The organism is Salinicola salarius, assembly GCF_002179555.1.
Lineage (GTDB): Bacteria > Pseudomonadota > Gammaproteobacteria > Pseudomonadales > Halomonadaceae > Salinicola > Salinicola salarius_A.
Genome location: NZ_NHOU01000003.1, coordinates 53,818 through 75,596, shown reverse-complemented (window position 1 = coordinate 75,596; position 21,779 = coordinate 53,818). Strand labels below are relative to the sequence as shown.

Annotated in this window: 19 protein-coding genes and 3 tRNA genes; 19 read left to right on the top strand and 3 right to left on the bottom strand. The window is 63.8% G+C overall.

What is annotated here, in order from left to right; all coding sequences use genetic code 11:
• Window positions 1-20 precede the first annotated feature (20 nt).
• Together CCD76_RS03590 and CCD76_RS03585 are read left to right on the top strand one after the other, a co-directional pair.
• On the top strand, window positions 21-992 hold the full coding sequence (locus tag CCD76_RS03590; protein ID WP_087718181.1) for an L-carnitine dehydrogenase: 972 nt from the start codon (window positions 21-23) through the stop codon (window positions 990-992).
• Window positions 993-1,009: 17 nt separating this feature from the next.
• Complete coding sequence (locus tag CCD76_RS03585) at window positions 1,010-1,498, top strand: thioesterase family protein (protein WP_256961082.1); 489 nt, start codon at window positions 1,010-1,012, stop codon at window positions 1,496-1,498.
• A 122-nt stretch (window positions 1,499-1,620) separates the two neighbouring features.
• On the opposite strand, the gene CCD76_RS03580 is transcribed toward CCD76_RS03585, so the two are convergent.
• Together CCD76_RS03580 and CCD76_RS03575 are read right to left on the bottom strand one after the other, a co-directional pair.
• Window positions 1,621-2,871, bottom strand: a complete 1,251-nt coding sequence (locus tag CCD76_RS03580; protein ID WP_087718180.1) for a TauD/TfdA family dioxygenase — start codon at window positions 2,869-2,871, stop codon at window positions 1,621-1,623.
• A gap of 88 nt (window positions 2,872-2,959) precedes the next feature.
• On the bottom strand, window positions 2,960-3,961 hold the full coding sequence (locus CCD76_RS03575; RefSeq protein WP_087718179.1) for a GlxA family transcriptional regulator: 1,002 nt from the start codon (window positions 3,959-3,961) through the stop codon (window positions 2,960-2,962).
• 116 nt (window positions 3,962-4,077) lie between these two features.
• Between CCD76_RS03575 and CCD76_RS03570 the strand changes: the two genes are divergently transcribed.
• From CCD76_RS03570 to CCD76_RS03535, 8 genes are all read left to right on the top strand, one after another.
• The gene (locus CCD76_RS03570) at window positions 4,078-4,773 is read left to right on the top strand and encodes a haloacid dehalogenase type II (protein ID WP_087718178.1); all 696 of its coding nucleotides are present in this window, start codon (window positions 4,078-4,080) and stop codon (window positions 4,771-4,773) included.
• Window positions 4,774-4,894: 121 nt separating this feature from the next.
• Window positions 4,895-6,247 (top strand): NfeD family protein, encoded by a 1,353-nt coding sequence (locus CCD76_RS03565; RefSeq protein ID WP_179208830.1) that lies wholly within the window; start codon window positions 4,895-4,897, stop codon window positions 6,245-6,247.
• Between the two features lie 95 nt (window positions 6,248-6,342).
• Complete coding sequence (locus CCD76_RS03560) at window positions 6,343-7,131, top strand: slipin family protein (RefSeq protein ID WP_087718176.1); 789 nt, start codon at window positions 6,343-6,345, stop codon at window positions 7,129-7,131.
• A 70-nt stretch (window positions 7,132-7,201) separates the two neighbouring features.
• Window positions 7,202-7,906 (top strand): HAD family hydrolase, encoded by a 705-nt coding sequence (locus tag CCD76_RS03555; protein WP_179208829.1) that lies wholly within the window; start codon window positions 7,202-7,204, stop codon window positions 7,904-7,906.
• Between the two features lie 235 nt (window positions 7,907-8,141).
• Window positions 8,142-9,419 (top strand): Nramp family divalent metal transporter, encoded by a 1,278-nt coding sequence (locus CCD76_RS03550; RefSeq protein ID WP_256961080.1) that lies wholly within the window; start codon window positions 8,142-8,144, stop codon window positions 9,417-9,419.
• A 76-nt stretch (window positions 9,420-9,495) separates the two neighbouring features.
• Entirely contained in the window at window positions 9,496-9,918 is a 423-nt protein-coding gene (gene mntR, locus CCD76_RS03545; RefSeq protein ID WP_087718174.1) for a manganese-binding transcriptional regulator MntR, read from the top strand.
• A gap of 580 nt (window positions 9,919-10,498) precedes the next feature.
• On the top strand, window positions 10,499-11,986 hold the full coding sequence (locus CCD76_RS03540) for a SulP family inorganic anion transporter (RefSeq protein ID WP_087718173.1): 1,488 nt from the start codon (window positions 10,499-10,501) through the stop codon (window positions 11,984-11,986).
• A gap of 68 nt (window positions 11,987-12,054) precedes the next feature.
• On the top strand, window positions 12,055-12,915 hold the full coding sequence (locus CCD76_RS03535; protein ID WP_087718172.1) for a universal stress protein: 861 nt from the start codon (window positions 12,055-12,057) through the stop codon (window positions 12,913-12,915).
• A 151-nt stretch (window positions 12,916-13,066) separates the two neighbouring features.
• On the opposite strand, the gene CCD76_RS03530 is transcribed toward CCD76_RS03535, so the two are convergent.
• Window positions 13,067-13,672, bottom strand: a complete 606-nt coding sequence (locus CCD76_RS03530) for a hypothetical protein (RefSeq protein WP_087718171.1) — start codon at window positions 13,670-13,672, stop codon at window positions 13,067-13,069.
• Window positions 13,673-13,997: 325 nt separating this feature from the next.
• On the opposite strand from CCD76_RS03530, the gene CCD76_RS03525 reads away from it, so the two are divergent.
• The 9 genes from CCD76_RS03525 (at window position 13,998) to CCD76_RS03485 (ending at window position 21,649) form a co-directional block, all read left to right on the top strand.
• Window positions 13,998-14,528, top strand: a complete 531-nt coding sequence (locus tag CCD76_RS03525; protein ID WP_087718170.1) for a CinA family protein — start codon at window positions 13,998-14,000, stop codon at window positions 14,526-14,528.
• 178 nt (window positions 14,529-14,706) lie between these two features.
• Entirely contained in the window at window positions 14,707-15,771 is a 1,065-nt protein-coding gene (gene recA, locus CCD76_RS03520; RefSeq protein WP_087718169.1) for a recombinase RecA, read from the top strand.
• Between the two features lie 21 nt (window positions 15,772-15,792).
• Window positions 15,793-16,287, top strand: a complete 495-nt coding sequence (locus CCD76_RS03515; protein ID WP_087718168.1) for a regulatory protein RecX — start codon at window positions 15,793-15,795, stop codon at window positions 16,285-16,287.
• Window positions 16,288-16,737: 450 nt separating this feature from the next.
• Window positions 16,738-19,341: an alanine--tRNA ligase gene (alaS, locus tag CCD76_RS03510; RefSeq protein ID WP_087718167.1), complete on the top strand. Its 2,604-nt coding sequence runs from the start codon at window positions 16,738-16,740 to the stop codon at window positions 19,339-19,341.
• 71 nt (window positions 19,342-19,412) lie between these two features.
• On the top strand, window positions 19,413-20,657 hold the full coding sequence (locus CCD76_RS03505) for an aspartate kinase (protein WP_071230654.1): 1,245 nt from the start codon (window positions 19,413-19,415) through the stop codon (window positions 20,655-20,657).
• Between the two features lie 229 nt (window positions 20,658-20,886).
• Window positions 20,887-21,084 carry a carbon storage regulator CsrA gene (gene csrA / locus CCD76_RS03500; RefSeq protein ID WP_075570877.1) on the top strand — a complete coding sequence of 66 codons (198 nt, stop codon included), beginning with the start codon at window positions 20,887-20,889 and terminating at the stop codon, window positions 21,082-21,084.
• A 216-nt stretch (window positions 21,085-21,300) separates the two neighbouring features.
• Window positions 21,301-21,393: transfer RNA gene (locus CCD76_RS03495), tRNA-Ser, on the top strand.
• A 55-nt stretch (window positions 21,394-21,448) separates the two neighbouring features.
• A tRNA-Arg gene (locus tag CCD76_RS03490) sits at window positions 21,449-21,525 on the top strand.
• Window positions 21,526-21,572: 47 nt separating this feature from the next.
• Window positions 21,573-21,649, top strand: a tRNA-Arg gene (locus CCD76_RS03485).
• The last annotated feature ends 130 nt before the right edge of the window (window positions 21,650-21,779 follow it).

Here is a 21,779-nt window from a genome sequence, read left to right as displayed (position 1 = left end):
ACCCGATTTCGAGAGATGTGATGAACGCTACCACGCTTCCCAAGACCGTCGCCGTCATCGGCACCGGGGTGATCGGCAACGGCTGGATCGCCCGCGCCCTGGCCGCCGGCTGCCGTGTGACCGCCTTCGACCCCGATCCCGCTGCCACCGCGCGCACTCGCGCCTTCGTCGAGCGTGCCTGGCCGTCACTCGAGCGACTCGGGCTTGCCGATGACGCCAATCCGCAGGCGCTGACCTTCGTCGACTCGCTGGAAGCCGCGGTGAAGGGCGCCGAGCTGATCCAGGAAAACGTGCCCGAGCGGCTGGCGCTCAAGCACGACGTGCTGAGCCAGCTCGACGCGCTGGCCGAGCCGGACGTGGTGATCGGCTCCTCGACCTCCGGCATCAAGCCGAGCGACCTGCAGTCCGCCTGCCAGAAGACGCCGGGCCGCGTGATCGTGGCGCACCCGTTCAACCCGGTCTATCTGCTGCCGTTGGTTGAGCTGGTCGGTGGCGAGCATACCGCGCCGGTGGTAATCGAGCGCGCTCAGGCGCAGTACGCCGCGCTGGGCATGCGTCCGCTGGTGGTGCGTCGCGAGATCGAAGGCCATGTCGCCGACCGGCTGATGGAAGCGCTGTGGCGCGAGGCGCTGCACCTGGTCAACGACGGCGTCGCCACTACCGAGGAGATCGACGCGGCCGTGGTCTACGGCTGTGGTCTGCGCTGGTCGCTGATGGGGACATTCCTCACCTTCCACCTGGCCGGTGGCGATGGCGGCATGCGCCACATGCTGCACCAGTTCGGGCCGGCGCTGAAACTGCCGTGGACCAAGCTGGAAGCACCCGAGCTGACCGAGGAACTGATCGAGAAGGTGGCCGATGGCTGCGAGCATCAGGCCGCCGGACGCAGCGTTGCCGAGCTCGAGACACGCCGTGACGCGTTTCTCACCGAACTGCTCGAGCTGACCCAGAAATATTGGCCGGAAGCCGAAGGGCTCCAGGGGCGGATTTAATGAACGAGACGAATCCGATGAGCGAGGCACATCTGATGACCACGATCCCGGACGATCCGCTGTTCAAGACTCGGGTGCAGGATGGCTGGGTCGATTACAACGGCCATATGAACGATGCCGAATACGCCCGGGTCTTCTCGCTGGCGGTGGAGGCGCTGATGGATTGCGTTGGGCTCGACGAGGCCGGTCGCGCCGAGCACGGCTACACGATCTACACCCTCGAGACGCATCTCTGCTACCGCCAGGAAGCGCATCGTGGCGAGGCGCTGGCGGTGGCGTTGACGCTGCTGGACAGCGACGCCAAGCGTCTGCACGTGCTGTTCACGCTGACCAATGCCGATGACGATACGCTGGCGACCAGCGAACAGATGCTGATGGGGATCGACGTGGCCAGCGGCCGCCCGGCGCCGTTCCCCGAGCCGGTGGCCGCGCGCGTCGAAGCACTGCCGAAAGCCGGAGACGAATGGCCGAAGGCCGCCGGCCGCAGAATCGGGATCCGACGCTGATCGGCTCACCGGCCGTCTGAAACACCAACGACCCCGCTGAAAACAGCGGGGTCGTTGCATTGTTGCGTTGCATTTTTGTGTTGGGTCGTTACGTTGCGCAAGGCACTGGTCGGCCTCCGGGCTCAGGCGTCTTCCAGCCGCGCCCGGCGTTTGGCGCGCTTCAACATGCGTAGACGCGAGCGCGCTTCGTCGCGTTCCAGATAGCATCCCTGCAGCCAGCGGCTCCCGCCCTGGCTGACATCGAAGGCGTCTCGCGCGTGGAGCAGACGCCGGTTGTCGAAAATCACCAAGTCGCCGGGCGCGTAGCTGAAGCGCAGCGCGAATTCGGGCTCGCGCAACAACCGTTGTAGCGCCATCAGCGCCGCGTAGGCGGGCTCCACCTCGTCGAACGGCGCCATCAACGGGCCGCGCAGAAAGTCGGCGATGCGCACCTCGTCGAACTCGCCATTGGCGTCGAGCTTGATCATCGGATCGAACCAGACGTAGTCGCTGGTTCTGGCGGTGTTGGCATAGCACCAGCGCACCCGGGTCAGCGTCGCGAAGTGATCCGGATGGCGATCGCGCAGCGCCTCGGCCACGGCAAAGCCGTCCATCATGACCGCTTCTCCTCCCACCGTATCGTTCTCAAGGCAGTGCAACAGCTGCAGGCCTGGCTGGTACTCCCGCGTCGGCAGGTCGACATGCGGCGGCAGGGCGATCGAGGTGTAGGCGTTGGAGTCCGGATCCGGCTTGGCGCGGACATCGAACAGGGCGCCGAAATTGGTCGGCCGCGGCGGCCCGATACGCCGGGCAATGGCGTCCAGGCTGCCCGGCTCGGTGGGCAGGTTGCGCAGCCGGACCAGCCCTTCACCGATCACGGCCTCCAGTGCCTGCTCCAGCAGGGGATCGACGCTCATGGCATCGTGGTCTTCTGCCATCCAGCCGGCCGCGTCGAGGGTGATCGGGGCATCTCGATCCACGCCCCGCCACAGGGTGCGCGGCACCAATGCGGGCTCATGCTCGATGAGGTTGGCGTAATCGTGGGCTCTCAGCCAGCCGGGATGGAACGACAGCTGGCGCTGCTCGGGCAGGAATGCCAGCGTGACGGCGCCGTTGGCTTCCAGTCGGGCCTGCTCAAGAGTCGGCCACGCCTCCAGCCGGGAAAGATCGAGGATGCGCTCCCGCGTCGCCGGATTGACGGTGCTGTCGTCGGCGGCGTTCTCGCGCAGCCAGATGCTGTGATAGCGGCTCCGGCGGCCGTCTTCCCAGATGACCGTCAGGGTGTGGGCGTCGTGGTCGACGGCAGCGATGGCTACGTCCACCGGCCAGGCGTCGAAATCCGGGGTGGCGGGCAGCGCCGGGGAGGGAGACGGGGAATCGGGTTGGGCTGGCATGAAGGCTCCGACGATTTCTGGTGAGATTGACACCAGCGTGGCGGATGCCTCGGGGAGGAGGTTGACCTAAAGCGCCATTTTCTTGAGGTTATTGGCCGCGATCGTTCGTCGGTGATGACGGTGCTGCGCCAGGGCGGCGGGCATCGCTCGGCGCCTGGGCGTAGCGCTGGCGGTAGGCGCGGGAGAAGCTCGAGGCCGAACTGAAGCCGCAGGCCAGGCCGATGCTCAGGATGTCGCGGTCGGTCTCCTCGAGCAGATGCCGGGCCCGGTCCAGACGCAGTTCGAGATAGTAATCCCGCGGGCGCTTGCCGAGCTCCTCGAGGAACAGGCGCTGAAGCTGACGCAGCGACAGGCCGATGCGCTCGCTGAGCGCCGTCATCGACAGTGGCTGCTCGAGATGCTGCTCCATCAGCGCGACGGCATCGACCAGCGGGCGGCGGTGCGTACCCAGGCGTTTCGCCAACGGCAGGCGCTGATGGTCCTGGCGCGGGCGCAGGCGGGCGTGGATCAGCTGTTCGGAGATAGCGTCGGCCAGGTCCTGGCCGTGGCGACTGGCGATCATGCTCAACGTCATGTCCATGGCGGCGGCACCGCCGGCACAGGTGAAGCGGCGGGCGCCGATTTCGAACAGCGACTCCACCGCGTCGAGTCCCGGGAAGCGTTCGCGAAAGGCGGGCAGGCTTTCCCAGTGCAGCGTCAGGCGATGACCGTCGAGCAGGCCGACCTCGGCGAGGATCAGCGGGCCGGTATCGATGCCGCCCAGCAGGCAGCCTTCGCTGGCCTGGCGATGCAGCCACTGGCCGAGCCGGCGCGAGCGGTCCCGCTCGGGTTCGAAGCCGGCACACACCGCCAGGGTCGGCAGGGAAGGGGCGTCGGCCAGGCCGCAATCGACGAGCAGGGTCATGTCGTTGCTGGCGGTGACCGGCTGGCCATCCTCGCTGATCAGCAGCCACCGGTAGAGTGCGCGGCCGGCCAGCCTATTGGCGATTCGCAGCGGCTCCACGGCCGAGAAGAACGCCATCATCGAAAAGCGCGGGACCAGAAGAAACCCCACGGGTTCGGGTAAGGGCCCTGCGTAGTCCAGGCGCATGGTTTGTCACCCTGTCATTACAAAATAAAACAATGATTTGATTCGGATTTTTCCCAGTTCCGTGTGCTTATAGTGACAAAAAACGCGGGACGAAACACTTTGACCAAGGATTTAACATGCAAACACCGGTACTGGCCTTCGATGTATACGGGACGCTGGTGGATACGCAGGGAGTGGTCTCCCTTCTCGGCTCCCGTATCGGCGACGAGGCCGACGTCTTCGCTGGCCGCTGGCGCGACAAGCAACTCGAGTTCGCCTTTCGCCGCGGGTTGATGGGCGCCTACGCCGATTTTTCCCAGTGCAAGCGGGAAGCCCTGGATCTGCTCGATCAGGAGTGGGGCACACGGTTCGGCGAGGAATTCAAGCAGAGCCTGATGGCCGCCTACCGCCGCTTGCCGGCGTTCGAGGAGGTGCCGGCGGCGCTCGAACGTATTCGCGGGTTGGGCGTGCGCTGCGTGGCGTTCTCCAACGGCAGCCGCCAGAGCGTCGAGCTGCTGTTCGACAATGCCGGAATGATGGCGATGTTCGACGACATCATCAGCGTCGAGGAGGTGCGGCGGTTCAAGCCGGATGCGGTCGTCTACGCCCACTTGCGGCAGCGCACGCATAGCCGTGCCGACAATACCTGGCTGGTCTCCAGCAACCCCTTCGACATCATCGGGGCGCGCTACGCCGGCCTGCGCGCGGCCTGGGTCCAGCGCAACCCCAAGACACCGTTCGAGCCCTGGGGCGATCCACCCGACATGATGGCGCCCGACCTGGAAGCGCTAGCCGATCAGTTTGAGGTGATGCTCAAGCGCGAGCGGGCGTGAGGATAAGCGCCGGAGGCGAGTCGAGACGGCGCGACGATCCAACGGCACGACGATCCAACGGCACGACGATCCAACGGCACGAACGCGGGAAACTGGCTACGCTGCGAGTATGATCGATTCCATGGGCCACTCTCGCAGACTTTTGACGCACCGACAGCGCTGCGCCTGTTGGCTCGTCTGCCTTTTGTTGGGCGGCATCCTGGCAATGACGGCGCTGGCCCAGTCGCCGGTCGCGGAACGGGCGCTGGTGCTTACCCTCGAGGACAGCATCAACCCGGCGACGCGGGATTACGTCGAACGCGGCATTCGCCGCGCCGAGTCGATGGACGCCGAACTCCTTGTCGTCGAGCTAGACACGCCCGGTGGGCAGGTCGAGTCGATGCGCCGGCTGGCGCAGACGATCCTCGCCGCCAGGGTGCCGGTCGCGACCTACGTCACTCCGAGCGGGGCGCGGGCAGCCAGCGCCGGCACCTATCTGCTCTACGCCAGCCCCATCGCGGCGATGTCACCCGGCACCCATCTCGGTTCGGCCACGCCGGTGACCCTGGGCGGAGAGACGCCCGAGGACGCCAACAGCCAGGCGATGCGCCAGAAGATGATCGAGGATGCCGTGGCCACGATTCGTGGCTACGCCGAGCGTCACGGCCGCAACGCCGACTGGGCCGAGCAGGCGGTACGCGAGGCGGCCAATCTCGGCGCGAAGGAGGCGCTGGAACGCGATGTCATCGACGTGGTGGCCGTGGATCTCGATGACCTGATGGCACAGCTGGACGGCCGGCAGGTCGAGCTGGAAGACGGGACTCGAACGCTTTCGACGGCGGATATCGAACTCGTCCGCGAAGCGCCGGACTGGCGCACGTCGCTGCTGTCGCTGATCGCCAACCCAATCGTGGCCTATGGCCTGCTGTTGATCGGCTTCTACGGGCTGGTGTTCGAACTCGCCAGCCCCGGCACGCTGGTTCCGGGCGTCATTGGCGGCATCAGCCTGATGCTGGGGCTGTTTGCCTTTCAGGTTCTGTCGATCGACCTGGCCGGCCTGGGACTGGTGCTGCTGGGGTTGGCCATGATCGTCGGCGAGGCCTTCCTGCCCAGCTTCGGCGCGCTCGGTGCCGGCGGTATCGCTGCGTTCGTGATCGGTTCCATCCTGCTGATGGACGAGGCCAACAGTGCCGTGGCGTGGCCGCTGATCGGCGGCACGGCGCTGGTAGCGGCCGGCTTCCTGCTGTGGGGCGTGATGCGCCTGATGGGGGTACGGCGACGCATGCCCTTGACCGGTCGCGAAGAGTTGATCGGTGCCGAGGCCGTGGCGCTGGGGGATTTTGTCGCCGGACGCGGCAAGGTGCTGCTGCACGGAGAGCGCTGGCAGGCGCGTGGCAAGGGGCCTATCCGGAAAGGCGACAAGCTGCGCGTCATGGCGCTGGACGGCTTGACCGTCAGCGTGGAACCCACGGGCGTCGAGCGCCCGTCGACGTAAGCCCGATCCTGAAGCCGGTCACGTCGTTGACCACATGGTCGACCGCGTGGTCGAACCGAAGAGACGACGGCCGGCTTTCCCATGGAGGAGACGAAATGATGTTCGCCTATCTGGTACCTGTGGTACTGCTGATCCTGCTGTTGCTGGCTTCGATCCGGATTCTGCCGGAGTACCGTCGCGGCGTGGTGTTTTTCCTGGGCCGATTCCAGGACGTCAAGGGACCCGGGCTGTTCTTCCTGATTCCGGTAGTGCAGAAAATGGAGGTCGTGGACCTGCGCGTCATCACCATGGACGTGCCGGAGCAGGACGTCATTTCCCAGGATAACGTCACCGTTCGCGTCAACGCGGTGCTGTACTTCCGCGTCGTCGACCCGCAGAAGGCGATCATCCAGGTCGAGAATTACGTCAATGCCACCAGCCAGCTGGCCCAGACCACGCTGCGTTCGGTACTGGGCAAGCACGATCTCGACGAGATGCTCTCCGAGCGGGACAAGCTCAATGATGACATCCAGGAGATCATCGACGCCCAGACGGAGGCGTGGGGCATCAAGGTGGCCAACGTCGAGATCAAGCACGTCGATCTCGACGAGAGCATGATTCGCGCCATCGCCCGCCAGGCCGAGGCCGAACGCGAACGCCGGGCCAAGGTGATCCACGCCGAGGGCGAGCAGCAGGCGGCCGAGAAACTGGTCGAGGCAGCCGATATCATGTCGCGCAACCCGGCGGCGCTGCAGCTGCGCTATCTGCAGACCATGAGCGACATGAGCAACAAGAACGCCTCGACCATCGTCTTCCCGCTGCCGATGGACATCATGGAGGCGTTCAAGACCATGGCGGGATTCAATACCCCGAAGCCCGACCCCAGGCCGCAGGAAGAGATCTGACCTCGGGTCACCGTGGTGGCTGGAGCGTGTATGCTTGAGATTCATTCCGCCGATAGAACAGGGAGTCCGCTTGGCCACGTCACAACCCCCTTCACCACACCAGCCATCCGCGCTCGCCATCTTCGATCTCGACGACACGCTGCTCGACGGCGACTGCACGCATCTGTGGCTCGAGTGGATCATCGATTGCGGCTGGGTCGAGGATGGCGAGGCGCTGCTGGCGCAGATGCGTGAGCACGACAGGCAGTACCACGCCGGTACGCTGAACATGACCGACCATCTGCGTTTCACGCTAGCGCCGCTGGTCGGCCGCCCCCGTCAGGTCGTGCGTGAACAGGTCGAGGCGTTCGTCGATGCCAGGGTGCGTCCGCGCCTGATGCAGGAAGGGGTGGAGCGGCTCCAGGCCCACAGCCGGGATGGACACGCCACGCTGGTGATCTCCGCCTCGATGCACCATCTGGTCGAGCCCATCGCGCATGCCGTCGGCGCCGATGGTGCGCTCGCCTCGCTGCCCGAGTTCGACGCCGACGATCGCTTCACCGGCGAGCCGACCGGCATCCAGACCTACCAGCGCGGCAAGCTCGAGGCGTTTGCCCAGTGGCTCGAGGCTCACGATACCGGCTTCGCCGCAGGCTGGGAGACCTGGGGCTACAGTGACTCCTTCAACGATCTGCCGCTGCTCGAATTCGTCGATCATCCGCATGCCACGCAGCCGGACGAGCGTCTGCAGGCAACCGCCGAGGCGCGGGGGTGGCCGATTCTGCGATGGCGCTAGGTTTCGTGCGACTCCAGGATTCCGTCCGGAAGCCGCCTGGGCCGGTCCCATTGTCGCGACGCAGGGTCATCGGGCTTGGGTGAGATAACCATTGGAATCAATCGTCCTGATTGAAATAACTCATGACGGGACACCGTTGCGTCGTTGGTAACTGGGGTATATTTTGTCAACCAAGGTTTAACTTGATAACCAGGGGATCATCACCTTGGCGTGTTGACCATCTCCAGAGGCAATCGTGTCCAACTCCTTGACCCAAGCCCGTGACGAACACTTGACGACGCCAGCGGCTGCCCGGCGTCGTTCGACGCTGTCGCGCTTTCTGCCGTTCTTCGGGCCGGCGATGATCGCGGCGGTGGCCTATATCGATCCGGGCAACTTCGCCACCAATATCGAAGCCGGCTCGCGCTATGGCTACTTGCTGCTGTGGGTCGTGCTGTGGGCCAATCTGATGGCGATGGTGATCCAGACGCTATCGGTGCGGCTGGGGCTGGCAACCGGCAAGAATCTGGCGGAGATGATTCGGGAGCGCTATCCGCGGCCGCTGGTCTGGTTCTACTGGGTCCAGGCCGAACTGGTGGCGATCGCAACGGATCTGGCCGAATTTCTCGGTGCCGCGCTGGCGTTCAATCTGCTGTTCGGCATGTCGATGCTCGAAGGGGCGCTGCTGACCGGGGCGATCACCTACGGGGCGCTCTACATGCAGCGCTTCGGCTTTCGCCTGCTCGAGATCATCATCGGCAGCATGCTGCTGGCGGTGGCCGCCGGATTCGTCATCCAGATCATCATGGGACGCCCCGAGGCCGCGCCGGCGCTCGAGGGCTTGCTGCTGCCCCAGTTCCCGGATGGCTATGCGGTATTTCTCGCCGCCGGCATCCTGGGTGCGACGGTGATGCCGCACGTCATCTATCTTCACTCGTCGCTGTCGCAGCGACGCGTCGCGACCCATACCGACGAGCAGCGTCGCCGCGCCATGCGCTACTACCGGTGGGACGTGATCATCGGCATGGGAATCGCCGGCGTCATCAACCTTTCGATGCTGGCGCTGGCCGCCTCGGTCTTCTTCGACAACGGGCGTACCGGCGTCGCCACGATCGAGCAGAGCTATCAACTGCTGGCGCCGCTGATGAACCAGGAGCTGGCGAGCACCCTGTTCGGCTTCACGCTGCTGATGGCCGGGCTGTCCTCGTCGATCGTCGGCACCCTGGCGGGGCAGGTGGTGATGCAGGGCTTCGTCGGCTTCACCATCCCGCTGTGGCTGCGGCGCCTGATGACCATGCTGCCGGCGATCGTGGTGATCATGCTGGGGTTCCCCGAGCAGCAGGTTCTCGTCGCCAGCCAGGTGGTGCTGAGCTTCGGGATTCCCTTCGCGCTGATCCCGCTGATCCACTTCACCGCCCAGCACCGGCTGATGGGCAATCTGACCAGTCGCCCCTGGGTCACGGGCCTGGGATGTCTCCTAGCGGCAGTCATCATCTTGCTGAATGGTTATGTGTTGGCCTTCGAGTTGCTGTAGGCTCTCTAGGACGCGCGCGGGCGAACTCCTGAAAGGCCCCCGTCGCCCATCATTTCTGCCCGTCGATGAGAACACCATGCCAGCAACGCCACGCCCACGTTATGCCCGCTTCGAGCGCACGCGTCTCGATCACCAGCAGGAGCTGGTGGAAGATTACGTGGAGGAAATCGCGCAGCTGCACCGCGACCACGGCGAGGCCAGGGCCAGCGATCTGGCCGAACGGTTCGGCGTCAGTGCCGCTGCGGTCTCCAAGGTGATCGCGAGGCTCAAGCGTGACGGTCTGGCCGAGGCGCGCCCGTATCGCGGCGTCTTTCTGACCGAGAAGGGCAGCGAACTGGCCGAGAAGGTCGAGGCGCGCCACCAGCTGGTGCTATCGACCCTGCTGGCGCTCGGTGTACCGCCCCATGTGGCCGAAGCCGATTCCGAAGGGATCGAGCACCACTGCAGCGACGCCACCGTCGAAGCGATGCAGCGCTTTCTGGAAGCGCATGATCGCTGATACGCCGATACCGTCAGGGGCCTGCCGATAGTCGTTCCCGGGAATGCCGTCTGGGAACCTTTCGACGTTGGTGGTAGACTCCTGCGCGCTCAGGATAGGCTGAATAAATCGGCGAGCAGGATGAAGCGCAAGGCGCACGGAGCGCAGGAACCGGAGCCTATGGGGTATAGGTGAGGATTCCGAGCACCGCGCAACGCAGCGATTCGCCTGCGTAGGCATTTATGCAGTGTTTCCCTAAAGTTTTAGATCATTCAACGACGCGCTCGACAGGTCGCTCCCATGCAAGACCGCATCGACAACACCATCGCTGGCATGACGCCACCCTAGCGTAACGCCCCCACCCCGGCGTGCCTCTTGCGCGCGCTTCGCTGTCTCCGATACCTCTGTATCGGCACGACGGCATGCTCTTGTTCGACCCATTCAAATCAAACTCTTGCCGCGACTGCGTGGCCGTCGTTCGACTGCACGCTGTATCGATCCCGCCGACGACCGGGTGATACAGGTGGCCATTCCGCTTTGGCTAAGGGCGGATCGGCGCGATCGGCAACGGTCTATCGCGGCCCATGACAGGGAACTGCCCATGTTAGAAACGATAAAACAACACTGGTTTTCCAACGTCCGTGCCGACGTGCTGGCCGGCACCGTCGTCGCGATGGCGCTGATCCCCGAGGCGATCGCCTTCTCGATCATCGCCGGCGTCGATCCCAAGATCGGCCTCTATGCGTCGTTCTCGATTGCCGTGATGATCGCTTTCACCGGCGGTCGGCCGGGGATGATCTCTGCCGCCACCGGCGCCACGGCGCTGTTGATGGTGACCCTGGTGCGCGATCACGGTCTGGAGTACCTGCTGGCGGCAACGCTGCTGACGGGGGTGATCCAGATCGTGTGCGGCTATCTCAGGCTGGGCGAGCTGATGCGCTTCGTGTCGCGCTCGGTGGTCACCGGCTTCGTCAACGCCCTGGCCATCCTGATCTTCATGGCGCAGCTGCCGGAACTGACCGGCGTGACCTGGCATGTCTACGCGATGACGGCGGCCGGGCTCGGCATCATCTATCTGTTTCCGTATCTGCCGGTCATCGGCAGGATGTTGCCGTCGCCGCTGGTGTGCATCGTGGTACTGACGATCGTCTACATGGTCAGCGGCATGGATATCCGTACCGTGGGTGACATGGGCGAGCTGCCGGACTCCCTGCCGGTGTTCCTGTGGCCGGACGTGCCGCTCAATCTCGACACGCTGATGATCATCCTGCCGTATTCGCTGGGCATCGCCGTCGTCGGCCTGCTCGAGTCGATGATGACCGCAACGATCGTCGATGAACTGACCGATACCTCGAGCGACAAGAACCGCGAGTGCAAGGGGCAGGGCGTCGCCAACATCTTCTCCGGTCTGCTCGGCGGCATGGCGGGCTGCGCGATGATCGGCCAGTCGGTGATCAACGTGAAATCCGGTGGACGCACGCGTCTTTCCACGCTGGTGGCCGGTGTCTTTCTGCTGATTCTGGTCGTCTTCCTGGGCGACTGGGTCTCGCAGATTCCGATGGCCGCCCTGGTCGCCGTCATGATCATGGTCTCGATCGGGACGTTCAGCTGGGAGTCGATCCGCAACCTGCGCCGCCACCCGATGTCGACGAACATCGTCATGATCGCCACCGTCGCCGTCGTCGTCACCACCCACAACCTGGCGATCGGCGTGCTGGTCGGCGTGCTGCTGGCGTCGCTGTTCTTCGCCAACAAGGTGGGACAGATTCTCTACATCGGGAGTCGCATGGACGACGATGGCAAGACGCGCAACTATGAGGTCGTGGGGCAGGTGTTCTTCGCGTCATCGACCCGTTTCACGGCCGGCTTCGATTTCAAGGAGGCGATCGAGCGAGCCACGATCGACGTTTCCCGAGCGCACTTCTGGGATATCACGGCGGTCGAGGCGTTGGACAACGTGGTGATCAAGTTCCGCCGCGAAGGCACCGAGGTCGAAGTGGTGGGCATGAATCAGGCCAGTGCCACTCTGGTCGATCGTTTCGGGGTGCATGACAAGCCGGACGCCGTAGAGAAGCTCATGGGTCACTGACGCCCGATTATCGGGCCGGTCTGGCCCGCTTTCGATCATCAACCAAGAACGGCTGAAAGGAGAATCCCATGAGTGAACGTCAGGTTCTGGCCTGCATCGACGATTCGCGTCACGCTTTCGCGGTGTGCGCCGCGGCTGCCTGGGCCGCCGAACGGATCGGCGCCCCGCTCGAGCTGATGCACGTGCTGAGCAAGGCGCCGTGTCTGGGCGCTACCGATGCCAGCGGGCAGATCGGGCTCGGGAGCCGAGAACATCTGCGCGAACAGCTGACCGATCTCGACGAGCAGCGTGCCAAGCTGGCCCAGCAGCATGGTCGCGAATTGCTGGAGGCCGCCCGCGGCCAGGCCGAGCGCCTGGCTCCGAACACCACGGTTTCCACTGCGCTGCGTCACGGCAATCTGATCGAATCCCTGGTCGAGCGCGAGCCTCAGACTCGCCTGGTCGTGCTGGGCAAGCGCGGCGAGTCAGAGGATGAGGCGCTCGAACATCTGGGCGGCAATCTGGAGCGGGTCGTACGCACGCTGCATACCCCGATCCTGGTGACGCCTCCGGAATTCCAGCCGCCCTCGAGACTGCTGCTGGCTTTCGACGGTGGCCGGACGACCCGCAAGGGCGTCGAGATGATCGCCGACAGCCCGCTGCTCAACGGCCTGATCTGTCACGTGATCATGGTCGGGGCCGGTACCGACGATCAGCGAGCCCAGCTCGAATGGGCGCTGAATCGGCTTCGCGAGGGTGAGGTCGATGCCCAGGGCACGATTCTGGCCGGCGACGTCGACGAGATGCTCGCCGAATACGCCGACCAGCATCAGATCGACCTGATGATCATGGGCGCCTATGGCCATTCGCGGATTCGCCACCTGCTGGTCGGCAGTACCACGACCGCCATGCTGCGCCACGCGCGGACGGCAACGCTCATTCTGCGCTGATACTGGTACTGCGCTGACTGGGCACCCACAGCCGACCGATCGCCAGGACGCTCGTCGTGGCGATCGGTCGTCAGTCGCTTCGGGTATCGGTGGCCCGGGTGTTGGATCGGGTGTCGGTAGACCGGGGCGTCAGCGGATGATAGGGAATCGATCAGGCGTCGTGGCGGGAGGGTGGCGCCGGCTGGTGTTGCAGGAAGCGCGACAGCCGCTCCGCCTGGCTCTCGCCGACCTGGCACAGCTGCCAGGCGATCTCGGCGTACTGCATGAGTGTCGGCAGCATCAGTTGCAGGCGATGCGCGTCATTCTCGTGGCGCTGCGCCTCGGCATCCAGCCATTCGAAGAGTTGCGCCAGGCGGGTGTAATTCACGTCGCCCCGGCCGCTGTTGCCGCGCAGAGCATCGACCGCCAGACAGCGCATGACGCTGCGCTTGTTGGGATCGAGGCCCTCCTTGTCCAGCAACGCTTCGGCATGCTGCACGAACTGGCTCATCAACTGGGACAGTTCGGCCGCTTCCAGCTGGCGGCGCACCGCATCCTGGCTTTCGATCAGCGCCTGCTGCTGGCGTGTCAGTCCTCTCGCCAGAATCACCAGTTGCACGCAGAGCCAGCCCGCCAGTACCAGTGCCAGTAGATACAGGCCCAACGGTGCCAGCGCATCGGCCGGCAGCGGCCAGCGGAGGTCGCTGGCGAGCACGCCGCCAGCGGCCAGCGCCAGTAGCACGATGATGATCAGAGCGATGGAAATGCCAGATTTCATGTGGTGTCCATAAAAGAGGGGCGTCGTCTCCATGACGCTTTATCGGCGCTGGATGGCTATCCTTGAGCATTGTCTAAAATGGATATTCATGTTCATCCCGTGCAGATATTCATTGCGCACGCGCCGCCCCGGATGTGGATCGATCCCTGCATTGCACGAGCACCGATTCTCCGCATACTGAATGGCAGTCGGCTTCCTGCGGTCATTCAGGCACTGTCATTCAGATACGATCACCCAGAGCGAGTTTCGGGAATCGTGCCGCCGGTAGGATAGCCATTGTCATTGACAGAAGCGTGTCGGGATTTAGAAGAAGGAGAGGTCGTTCATGTCACTGGAATCCACGGTGCCTTCCGAGGCCCAACTGGGATGCGACGAGCTGTCCCGGCGTCTGGGCGAAGCCTGTCTGGCACGGGGCGTTCGGGTGACGACGGCGGAATCCTGCACTGGAGGCGGCGTCGCCAGCGCCATCACCGCGATCGCCGGTAGTTCCGCTTATTTCGAGACCGGTTACGTGACCTATTCCAATGCCGCCAAGCAGCGCCTGCTGGGGGTCGCGAGCGTCACGCTGGAGACGCACGGCGCCGTCAGCGAGGCGACCGTGCGCGAAATGGTCGCTGGTGCCTGCCGTGACAGCGGCGCGGAGCTTGGCGTCGCGGTCAGCGGCATTGCCGGTCCGGAGGGTGGCAGCCCCGATAAGCCGGTGGGCACGGTCTGGTTCGCCTGGGGCGATGAACGATACCAGCGCGCACGCTGCCTTCTCTTGCCCGGCGATCGTCAGGGTGTGCGTGAGCTGGCCGTGTCGGTGGCATTGGCGGGATTGATAGAATCGCTGTCGGAAAGTGACCGTGACACATGATCCGCATCGGCGACGACGCTGGCGTCGTGGCCGTATCAGAACTTGATCGAAAAACTTCGAACGGGGATAGGCGCGCGACGGTTTTTTCGCCATACTACTGTCTAATCATACAGTATGTGAGCCGAGCGCCGTGACTGGCGTTGCCCCGTCTCACCCTGCGCATTCATAGGAGACGTTCATGGCACAGGACGAAAACCGCAGCAAGGCACTCAATGCGGCTCTGTCACAGATCGATCGCCAATTCGGCAAGGGCACCGTGATGCGCTTGGGTGACACCCCGCGTACCGCGATTCCGGTAGTCTCGACGGGCTCTCTGGGGCTGGATATCGCGCTGGGTGTCGGCGGCCTGCCTTACGGCCGTGTCGTCGAGATCTTCGGTCCGGAATCCTCGGGCAAGACGACGCTGACGCTATCGGTCATCGCCCAGGCGCAGAAGGACGGCAAGACCTGCGCCTTCATCGATGCCGAGCACGCGCTCGATCCCAGCTACGCCGAGAAGCTGGGCGTCAATCTCGACGATCTGCTGGTGTCGCAGCCCGACACGGGCGAGCAGGCGCTGGAAATCTGCGACATGCTGGTGCGCTCGGGTGGTGTCGACGTCATCATCATCGACTCCGTGGCGGCGTTGACGCCGCGTGCCGAGATCGAAGGGGAAATGGGCGATTCCCACGTCGGTCTGCAGGCGCGTCTGATGTCGCAGGCGCTGCGCAAGATCACCGGCAACATCAAGAACGCCAACTGCATGGTGGTGTTCATCAACCAGATCCGCATGAAGATCGGTGTCATGTTCGGCAGCCCGGAGACCACCACCGGTGGTAACGCGCTGAAGTTCTACTCCAGCGTGCGCCTCGATATTCGTCGTATCGGCTCGGTCAAGCAGGGCGACGAGGTCACCGGCAACGAGACCCGGGTCAAGGTGGTCAAGAACAAGGTGGCGCCACCGTTCCGGCAGTCCGAGTTCCAGATCCTGTACGGCAAGGGCATCTACCACGCCGGCGAGGTCATCGATCTCGGCGTTCAGTGCAATCTGGTGGACAAGGCAGGTGCCTGGTACAGCTACAAGGGCAGCAAGATCGGTCAGGGCAAGGCCAATGCCGCGCAGTATCTCGAGGAGCATCCCGAGACGATGACCGAGATCGAAGACCAGATCCGGGCCCAGCTGCTCGCCACGCCGACGACGCAGGAAAAGGCGCCCGAGGCTGCCGCTGCCGAAAGCGACGACGCCAACGATACGTTGCTGTAAGGCTTTCCGGGAGCTTTACCGATGTTCGGTAACGGCGGCGGCGAGCCTTCCGGCGGCGCCAGGTCCCGAGAGGCGTCTCCTCGGGACATGGCCATCCAGTTCCTGGCTCGGCGCGAGTACTCTCGCGCCGAGCTGGTGAGCCGGCTGAGCGCCAAAGGCGTCGACGGCGACGATATCCATCGCGTGCTGGATGATTTGGCCGATGAGGGTCTTCAGTCCGATGCGCGTTTTGCCGAAGTCTTCGTGCGCTCGCGCATCGCGCGGGGGCAGGGGCCTGTCAGGATTCGCGTCGACATGGGACAGCGCGGCATCGCCGAACCACTGATGGTGCTGGCTTTCGAGGCGGAGTCCGCCGATTGGCAGAGCCTGGCTTGCGAGGCACTGGCCAAGCGTTTCGACGGCCCCGGTGCAACGCCACGGGAACGCGCCAAGCGCGAGCGCTTCCTTGCCGGGCGCGGCTTCGAATTCGATCAGGTTCGCCACGCCATGAGGCATGCCTGGAACGACGGAGCGTGATCTTCGGCTACTGAAATTCGGCTCTCTCGATTCCTATTTATGGGTTCGCCACCGCTCCGTGCCGCTGGTTCAAAGCGGCACGATATTTCGAATTCTCCACGGCGTTTCTCCTCGCACCACCTTTCCTCCTCGCACCACCTTTTCCTCATACGATCTCCGTATGCTTCGTCTCCAGATTTCCCACCAAACCGGCGAACCGTCTCTGGTACGTCTGATATCGCTTTCCCTGGCGGAACGCATCTGGTTCTTCGAAGACAGGCAGCGAAGAGACCGAGCTGTCGAATCCCGCCGACAGTGGCGTCGCACTCGACAGACTATTGGCCCTCCACGTTATACTAATGCGCTTTGCGATGGCCGGAGAGGTGTTGATAGCGCCTTTCCGTTGCCGGATTTTGCGTCGCCACGTGGTCTGCTAGCCGCCGTGGACGCGCCTATCGCCACGGATTGTTTATGAAAAGTGCAGATATCAGACAGGCTTTCCTGAGATTCTTCGAGGAGCGCGGACACACCATCGTGCCTTCCGCCTCCCTGGTGCCGGAAAACGACCCGACGCTTCTCTTCACCAACGCCGGCATGGTGCCGTTCAAGGACGTGTTCCTCGGTCGAGATCCGCGTCCTTACGTGCGTGCCACGTCGGCACAGCGCTGCGTGCGCGCCGGCGGCAAGCACAACGACCTCGACAACGTCGGCTATACCGCCCGCCATCACACCTTCTTCGAGATGATGGGCAACTTCAGCTTCGGTGACTACTTCAAGGCCGACGCCATCCGTTATGCCTGGACTTTCATCACCGAGGTGCTGGGATTACCCCAGGACAAGCTCTGGGTCACCGTCCATATCAGCGACGATGAAGCGGCCAGGATCTGGGTCGAAGACATCGGTGTCGATCCGGCGCGCCTGTCGCGCCTGGACGAGGACAACTTCTGGCAGATGGGCGACACCGGCCCTTGCGGACCCTGCTCGGAAATCTTCTACGATCATGGCCCCGAAGTCTGGGGTGGCCCGCCGGGCAGCCCGGAAGAGGACGGCGATCGCTATATCGAAGTGTGGAACCTCGTTTTCATGCAGTTCGACCGCGACGCCTCCGGCAAGATGACGCCACTGCCCAAGCCGTCGATCGATACCGGCATGGGCCTGGAGCGCATGGCGGCGGTGATGCAGGGCGTGCACTCCAACTACGAAATCGATCTGTTCCAGAACCTGTTGAAGGCCGCTGCCGAGCTGACCGGCCACGGCGATATCAAGACGCCTTCGCTGCGCGTCATCGCCGACCATATCCGCTCCTGCGCCTTCCTGATCGTCGACGGCGTGCTGCCGTCCAACGAAGGGCGCGGCTACGTGCTGCGCCGCATCATCCGTCGCGCGATACGCCATGGTCACAAGCTGGGCGCCAGCGAGCCGTTCTTCCACAAGCTGGTGGCGGCGCTGGACGCCGAGATGGGCGAGGCCTACCCCGAACTCCATCAGGCTCGCGATCAGATCGAACGCGTGCTGCTGAAGGAAGAGCAGCAGTTCGCGCGTACCCTGGATCATGGCATGGGGCTGCTCGAAGAGGCGCTTTCCACGCTGGAGGGCGATGTCCTGGCGGGCGAGACGATCTTCAAGCTCTACGATACCTACGGCTTCCCCTACGACCTGACCGCGGACGTCTGCCGCGAGCGTGGTGTCACGCTCGACGAGGCCGGCTTCGAGCGCGAGCTGGAGGCGCAGCGTCAGCGCGCGCGGGCCGCCAGCCAGTTCGGCGGCGACTACGGCGCCGCGCTCGAGCTCGAGGGCAGCACCGAGTTTACCGGTTACGACCGTCTCGAAGATTTGTCGACGGTAACGGCGATCGTCGATGGAGAGGGCAATGCCCTCGACGCGCTCGAGGAAGGCCAGAAGGGCGTCGTGGTGCTGGATCGCACGCCGTTCTACGGCGAGTCCGGCGGCCAGGTGGGGGATACCGGCTACCTGAAGGCCGGTGGCGGCCGTTTCCAGGTCACCGATACCCGCAAGCAGGCCGGGCATCATCTCCACGAAGGCGTCATGGTCGAGGGCCGTCTGGCCGTGGGCGAGACGCTCACGCCCCAGGTGGACGCCACGCTGCGTCAGGCGACCATGCGCAACCATTCGGCCACTCACCTGCTTCACGAGGCGCTGCGTCTGACGCTCGGCGACCACGTGCAGCAGAAGGGCTCGCTGGTCAGCGCCGAGCGTCTGCGTTTCGATTTCAGCCATTTCGAACCGGTCACGCCGGAACAGCTGGCGCAGATCGAGCGTATCGTCAATGCTCAGGTGCTGGCCAACGCGCCGACGCAGACCGAATTGATGACGCTCGACGAGGCCAAGGCCAAGGGGGCCCGAGCGCTGTTCGAAGCCAAGTACTTGGATAGCGTGCGTGTGCTGACGATCGGCAGCGACGACTTCTCGATCGAACTCTGCGGCGGCACGCATGTGGCGCGCAGCGGCGATATCGGGCCTTTCCATATCGTCTCGGAGTCGGGTACGGCCGCTGGGGTGCGTCGCATCGAGGCGGTCACCGGCGAGGGCGCCCTGGCCTGGTTCGATGCCCAGTCGCGGGAGCTCAATGCCGTCGGCGAGCGGCTGAAAGCCAAGCCGGAGCAGGTCGTGGAACGCCTGGATGCCGTGCTCGAGCGTCAACGCTCGCTGGAAAAGGAGCTCGAGCGACTCAAGGCCAAGCTGGCGAGCGCGGCAGGCAACGACCTGCTGGCCGAAGCGCAGGACGTTGCCGGGGTTCGGGTACTGGCAACGCAGGTCGAGGGAATCTCGGGCAAGGAGCTGCGGAGCCTGCACGATCAGCTCAAGCAGAAGCTGGGCTCGGGAGTCCTGGTGCTGGCGACGGCTCAGGATGGCAAGGTCAGCCTGATTGCCGGCGTGACCGACGATCTGACCGCCAAGGTCAAGGCCGGCGAGCTGGTCAATCACGTCGCTGCGCAGGTGGGCGGCAAGGGCGGTGGACGCCCTGACATGGCGCAGGCCGGTGGTAGCGACCCGGCGCAATTGCCGGTAGCACTGGAAGGCGTACCGGCCTGGGTCGCGCAGAAACTGAGCTAGGGGCTGGGCTAAATGCATTCACGGTCGGCGCCAGCGCCGGCCGACAACGCTAGGGAGCGATAAGCAGACTCATGGCGCTATACGTACAAAAGTTTGGAGGCACATCGGTCGGCTCGGTCGAGCGGATCAAAGCGGTGGCCGAGAAGGTCAAGCGGGACCGCGATGCGGGACATCAGGTCGTGGTCGTGGTGTCGGCAATGAGCGGCGAGACCAACCGGCTCATCGAGCTGGCCAGCCAGATCAACGAGGATCCGACGCCTCGAGAGATGGACATGCTGGTCTCGACCGGGGAGCAGGTCACCATTTCGCTGCTGGCCATGGCCTTGCATCAGCTGGGCGTGCCGGCGACCTCCTATACCGGTGCTCAGGTAGGAATCCGTACCGACAGCGCGCACACCAAGGCGCGGATCCAGCGCATCGAGACCGATGAGATCCAGGACGATCTGAACGATGGTCAGGTCGTCGTCGTCGCGGGTTTCCAGGGCGTCGACGAGGAAGGCAACATCACCACGCTGGGGCGCGGCGGTTCGGACACGACCGGTGTCGCCCTGGCCGCGGCCCTGAATGCCGATGAGTGCCAGATCTACACTGACGTCGACGGCGTCTACACCACGGACCCCCGCGTCTGCTCCAAGGCTCAGCGCCTGGAGAAGATTACGGTCGAGGAGATGCTGGAGCTCGCCAGCCTGGGCTCCAAGGTGTTGCAGATCCGTGCCGTGGAGTTCGCCGGCAAATACAACGTACCGTTACGCGTGCTTTCGAGTTTCGAGGAAGGACCGGGCACGCTGATCGTGGCAGACGAGGAATTCGAATCGATGGAAGAACCGCTGATCTCCGGTATCGCCTTCACGGCGAACGAAGCCAAGCTGACCCTGCTCAATACCCCGGACGTGCCCGGCGTGGCCTCGCGCATCCTGGGGCCGATCGCCGACGCCAATATCGAAGTCGACATGATCGTGCAGAACGTGGCCCCGGCTGGCGACTACACCGATTTCACCTTCACCGTGGCCAAGGGCGACTACAAGCAGACCATGCGGATTCTGCAGAATGACGTCATCCCGGCGCTCGGCGGTGGAGAGCTGCGTGGCGACGAAAACATCGCTAAGGTCTCCTTGGTCGGTGTCGGCATGCGTTCTCACGCCGGCGTGGCGTCCAGGATGTTCCGGGTGCTCTCCGAAGAGAATATCAACATCCGCATGGTGTCGACATCCGAGATCAAGATATCCGTGGTGATCGACGAGAAGGCGATGGAACTTGCCGTACGTGCGTTGCACACCGCTTTTGGCCTCGACAAAGACAGTATTCAGAGCGAATAGCTGAATAACACCTTCAACAATGTCTCAGGCGTTCTACGCTAAGGGTGAGTTGGAAGGAAGTGAAAGGAACATGCGTTCTTTCAACGTTGCCGCGGGTTTGCATGGAACGGCGTCATTGGCCTGAAGGTCCGTATGACGCATAATCGCTTCTCGGGTGGCAGGCTTGCCTCGCGGAAGCCCGAGAACGTGACCCGAGAATGGAAGAAGGCCCTGAGAAGGAGATCAGATAATGCTCATCCTGACCCGTCGCGTGGGAGAGACTCTCATGATCGGCGACGACATTACCGTCACGGTTCTGGGAGTGAAAGGGAATCAGGTGCGTATTGGCGTGAATGCGCCCAAGGATGTGGCCGTCCACCGTGAAGAGATCTATCAGCGCATTCAGCGCGAGAAATCCGAAGACGAAGACGGCGATCCTGGCGCGTGAGTGCTGGATAGGCGCTTTGGTACCGTCTGGGCTGGTGAAGTCGTCCCCTTTATCGGCTCGGGCTACCCCTGAACACCTTCTTCGCCCGCAGGCATCGGCCTTCTAATCTCGCCTTCTGGTAACTTCTTCATCCTCTAAGGTTTTTTTCGAAAAAAGTTTGTCCGTTGGCTGGACAACCCTCATCGAAATCGGTAACCTACGCGCCGTGCTGATCGGGGAGAGGTGGCCGAGTGGCTGAAGGCGCTCCCCTGCTAAGGGAGTATAGGGTTTATAGCCCTATCGAGGGTTCGAATCCCTCCCTCTCCGCCATTTCCGGGAAATCGGAAACCGCGATCAACACCGTGTGAAGGAAGTTAGTGATCAAGCGCCCGTAGCTCAGCTGGATAGAGTACCTGACTACGAATCAGGTGGTCGGAGGTTCGAATCCTCCCGGGCGCGCCACTCACTGAAGTCGGGTAAACCGGCATTGCTGCTTCACAAGATTTCAAGCGCCCGTAGCTCAGCTGGATAGAGTACCTGACTACGAATCAGGTGGTCGGAGGTTCGAATCCTCCCGGGCGCGCCATATAGACGAAAACCCCCGCACTCATGTTCTTATACAGGGCGCGGGGGTTTTTGTTTGTCGGGTATCTGATCGGCGATATCTGGCCGATAGCGGTCGAGCGCCGATGAGACCTCGGCGCGCCGCCGTCCAA

Coding starts and splice junctions, on each gene's coding strand:
- CCD76_RS03590 (WP_087718181.1), top strand. CDS start 21: ATGAACGCTACCACGCTTCCCAAGACCGTCGCCGTCATCGGCACCGGG.
- CCD76_RS03585 (WP_256961082.1), top strand. CDS start 1,010: ATGAGCGAGGCACATCTGATGACCACGATCCCGGACGATCCGCTGTTC.
- CCD76_RS03580 (WP_087718180.1), bottom strand. CDS start 2,871: ATGCCAGCCCAACCCGATTCCCCGTCTCCCTCCCCGGCGCTGCCCGCC.
- CCD76_RS03575 (WP_087718179.1), bottom strand. CDS start 3,961: ATGCGCCTGGACTACGCAGGGCCCTTACCCGAACCCGTGGGGTTTCTT.
- CCD76_RS03570 (WP_087718178.1), top strand. CDS start 4,078: ATGCAAACACCGGTACTGGCCTTCGATGTATACGGGACGCTGGTGGAT.
- CCD76_RS03565 (WP_179208830.1), top strand. CDS start 4,895: ATGGGCCACTCTCGCAGACTTTTGACGCACCGACAGCGCTGCGCCTGT.
- CCD76_RS03560 (WP_087718176.1), top strand. CDS start 6,343: ATGATGTTCGCCTATCTGGTACCTGTGGTACTGCTGATCCTGCTGTTG.
- mntR (WP_087718174.1), top strand. CDS start 9,496: ATGCCAGCAACGCCACGCCCACGTTATGCCCGCTTCGAGCGCACGCGT.
- CCD76_RS03540 (WP_087718173.1), top strand. CDS start 10,499: ATGTTAGAAACGATAAAACAACACTGGTTTTCCAACGTCCGTGCCGAC.
- CCD76_RS03535 (WP_087718172.1), top strand. CDS start 12,055: ATGAGTGAACGTCAGGTTCTGGCCTGCATCGACGATTCGCGTCACGCT.
- CCD76_RS03530 (WP_087718171.1), bottom strand. CDS start 13,672: ATGAAATCTGGCATTTCCATCGCTCTGATCATCATCGTGCTACTGGCG.
- CCD76_RS03525 (WP_087718170.1), top strand. CDS start 13,998: ATGTCACTGGAATCCACGGTGCCTTCCGAGGCCCAACTGGGATGCGAC.
- recA (WP_087718169.1), top strand. CDS start 14,707: ATGGCACAGGACGAAAACCGCAGCAAGGCACTCAATGCGGCTCTGTCA.
- CCD76_RS03515 (WP_087718168.1), top strand. CDS start 15,793: ATGTTCGGTAACGGCGGCGGCGAGCCTTCCGGCGGCGCCAGGTCCCGA.
- alaS (WP_087718167.1), top strand. CDS start 16,738: ATGAAAAGTGCAGATATCAGACAGGCTTTCCTGAGATTCTTCGAGGAG.
- CCD76_RS03505 (WP_071230654.1), top strand. CDS start 19,413: ATGGCGCTATACGTACAAAAGTTTGGAGGCACATCGGTCGGCTCGGTC.
- csrA (WP_075570877.1), top strand. CDS start 20,887: ATGCTCATCCTGACCCGTCGCGTGGGAGAGACTCTCATGATCGGCGAC.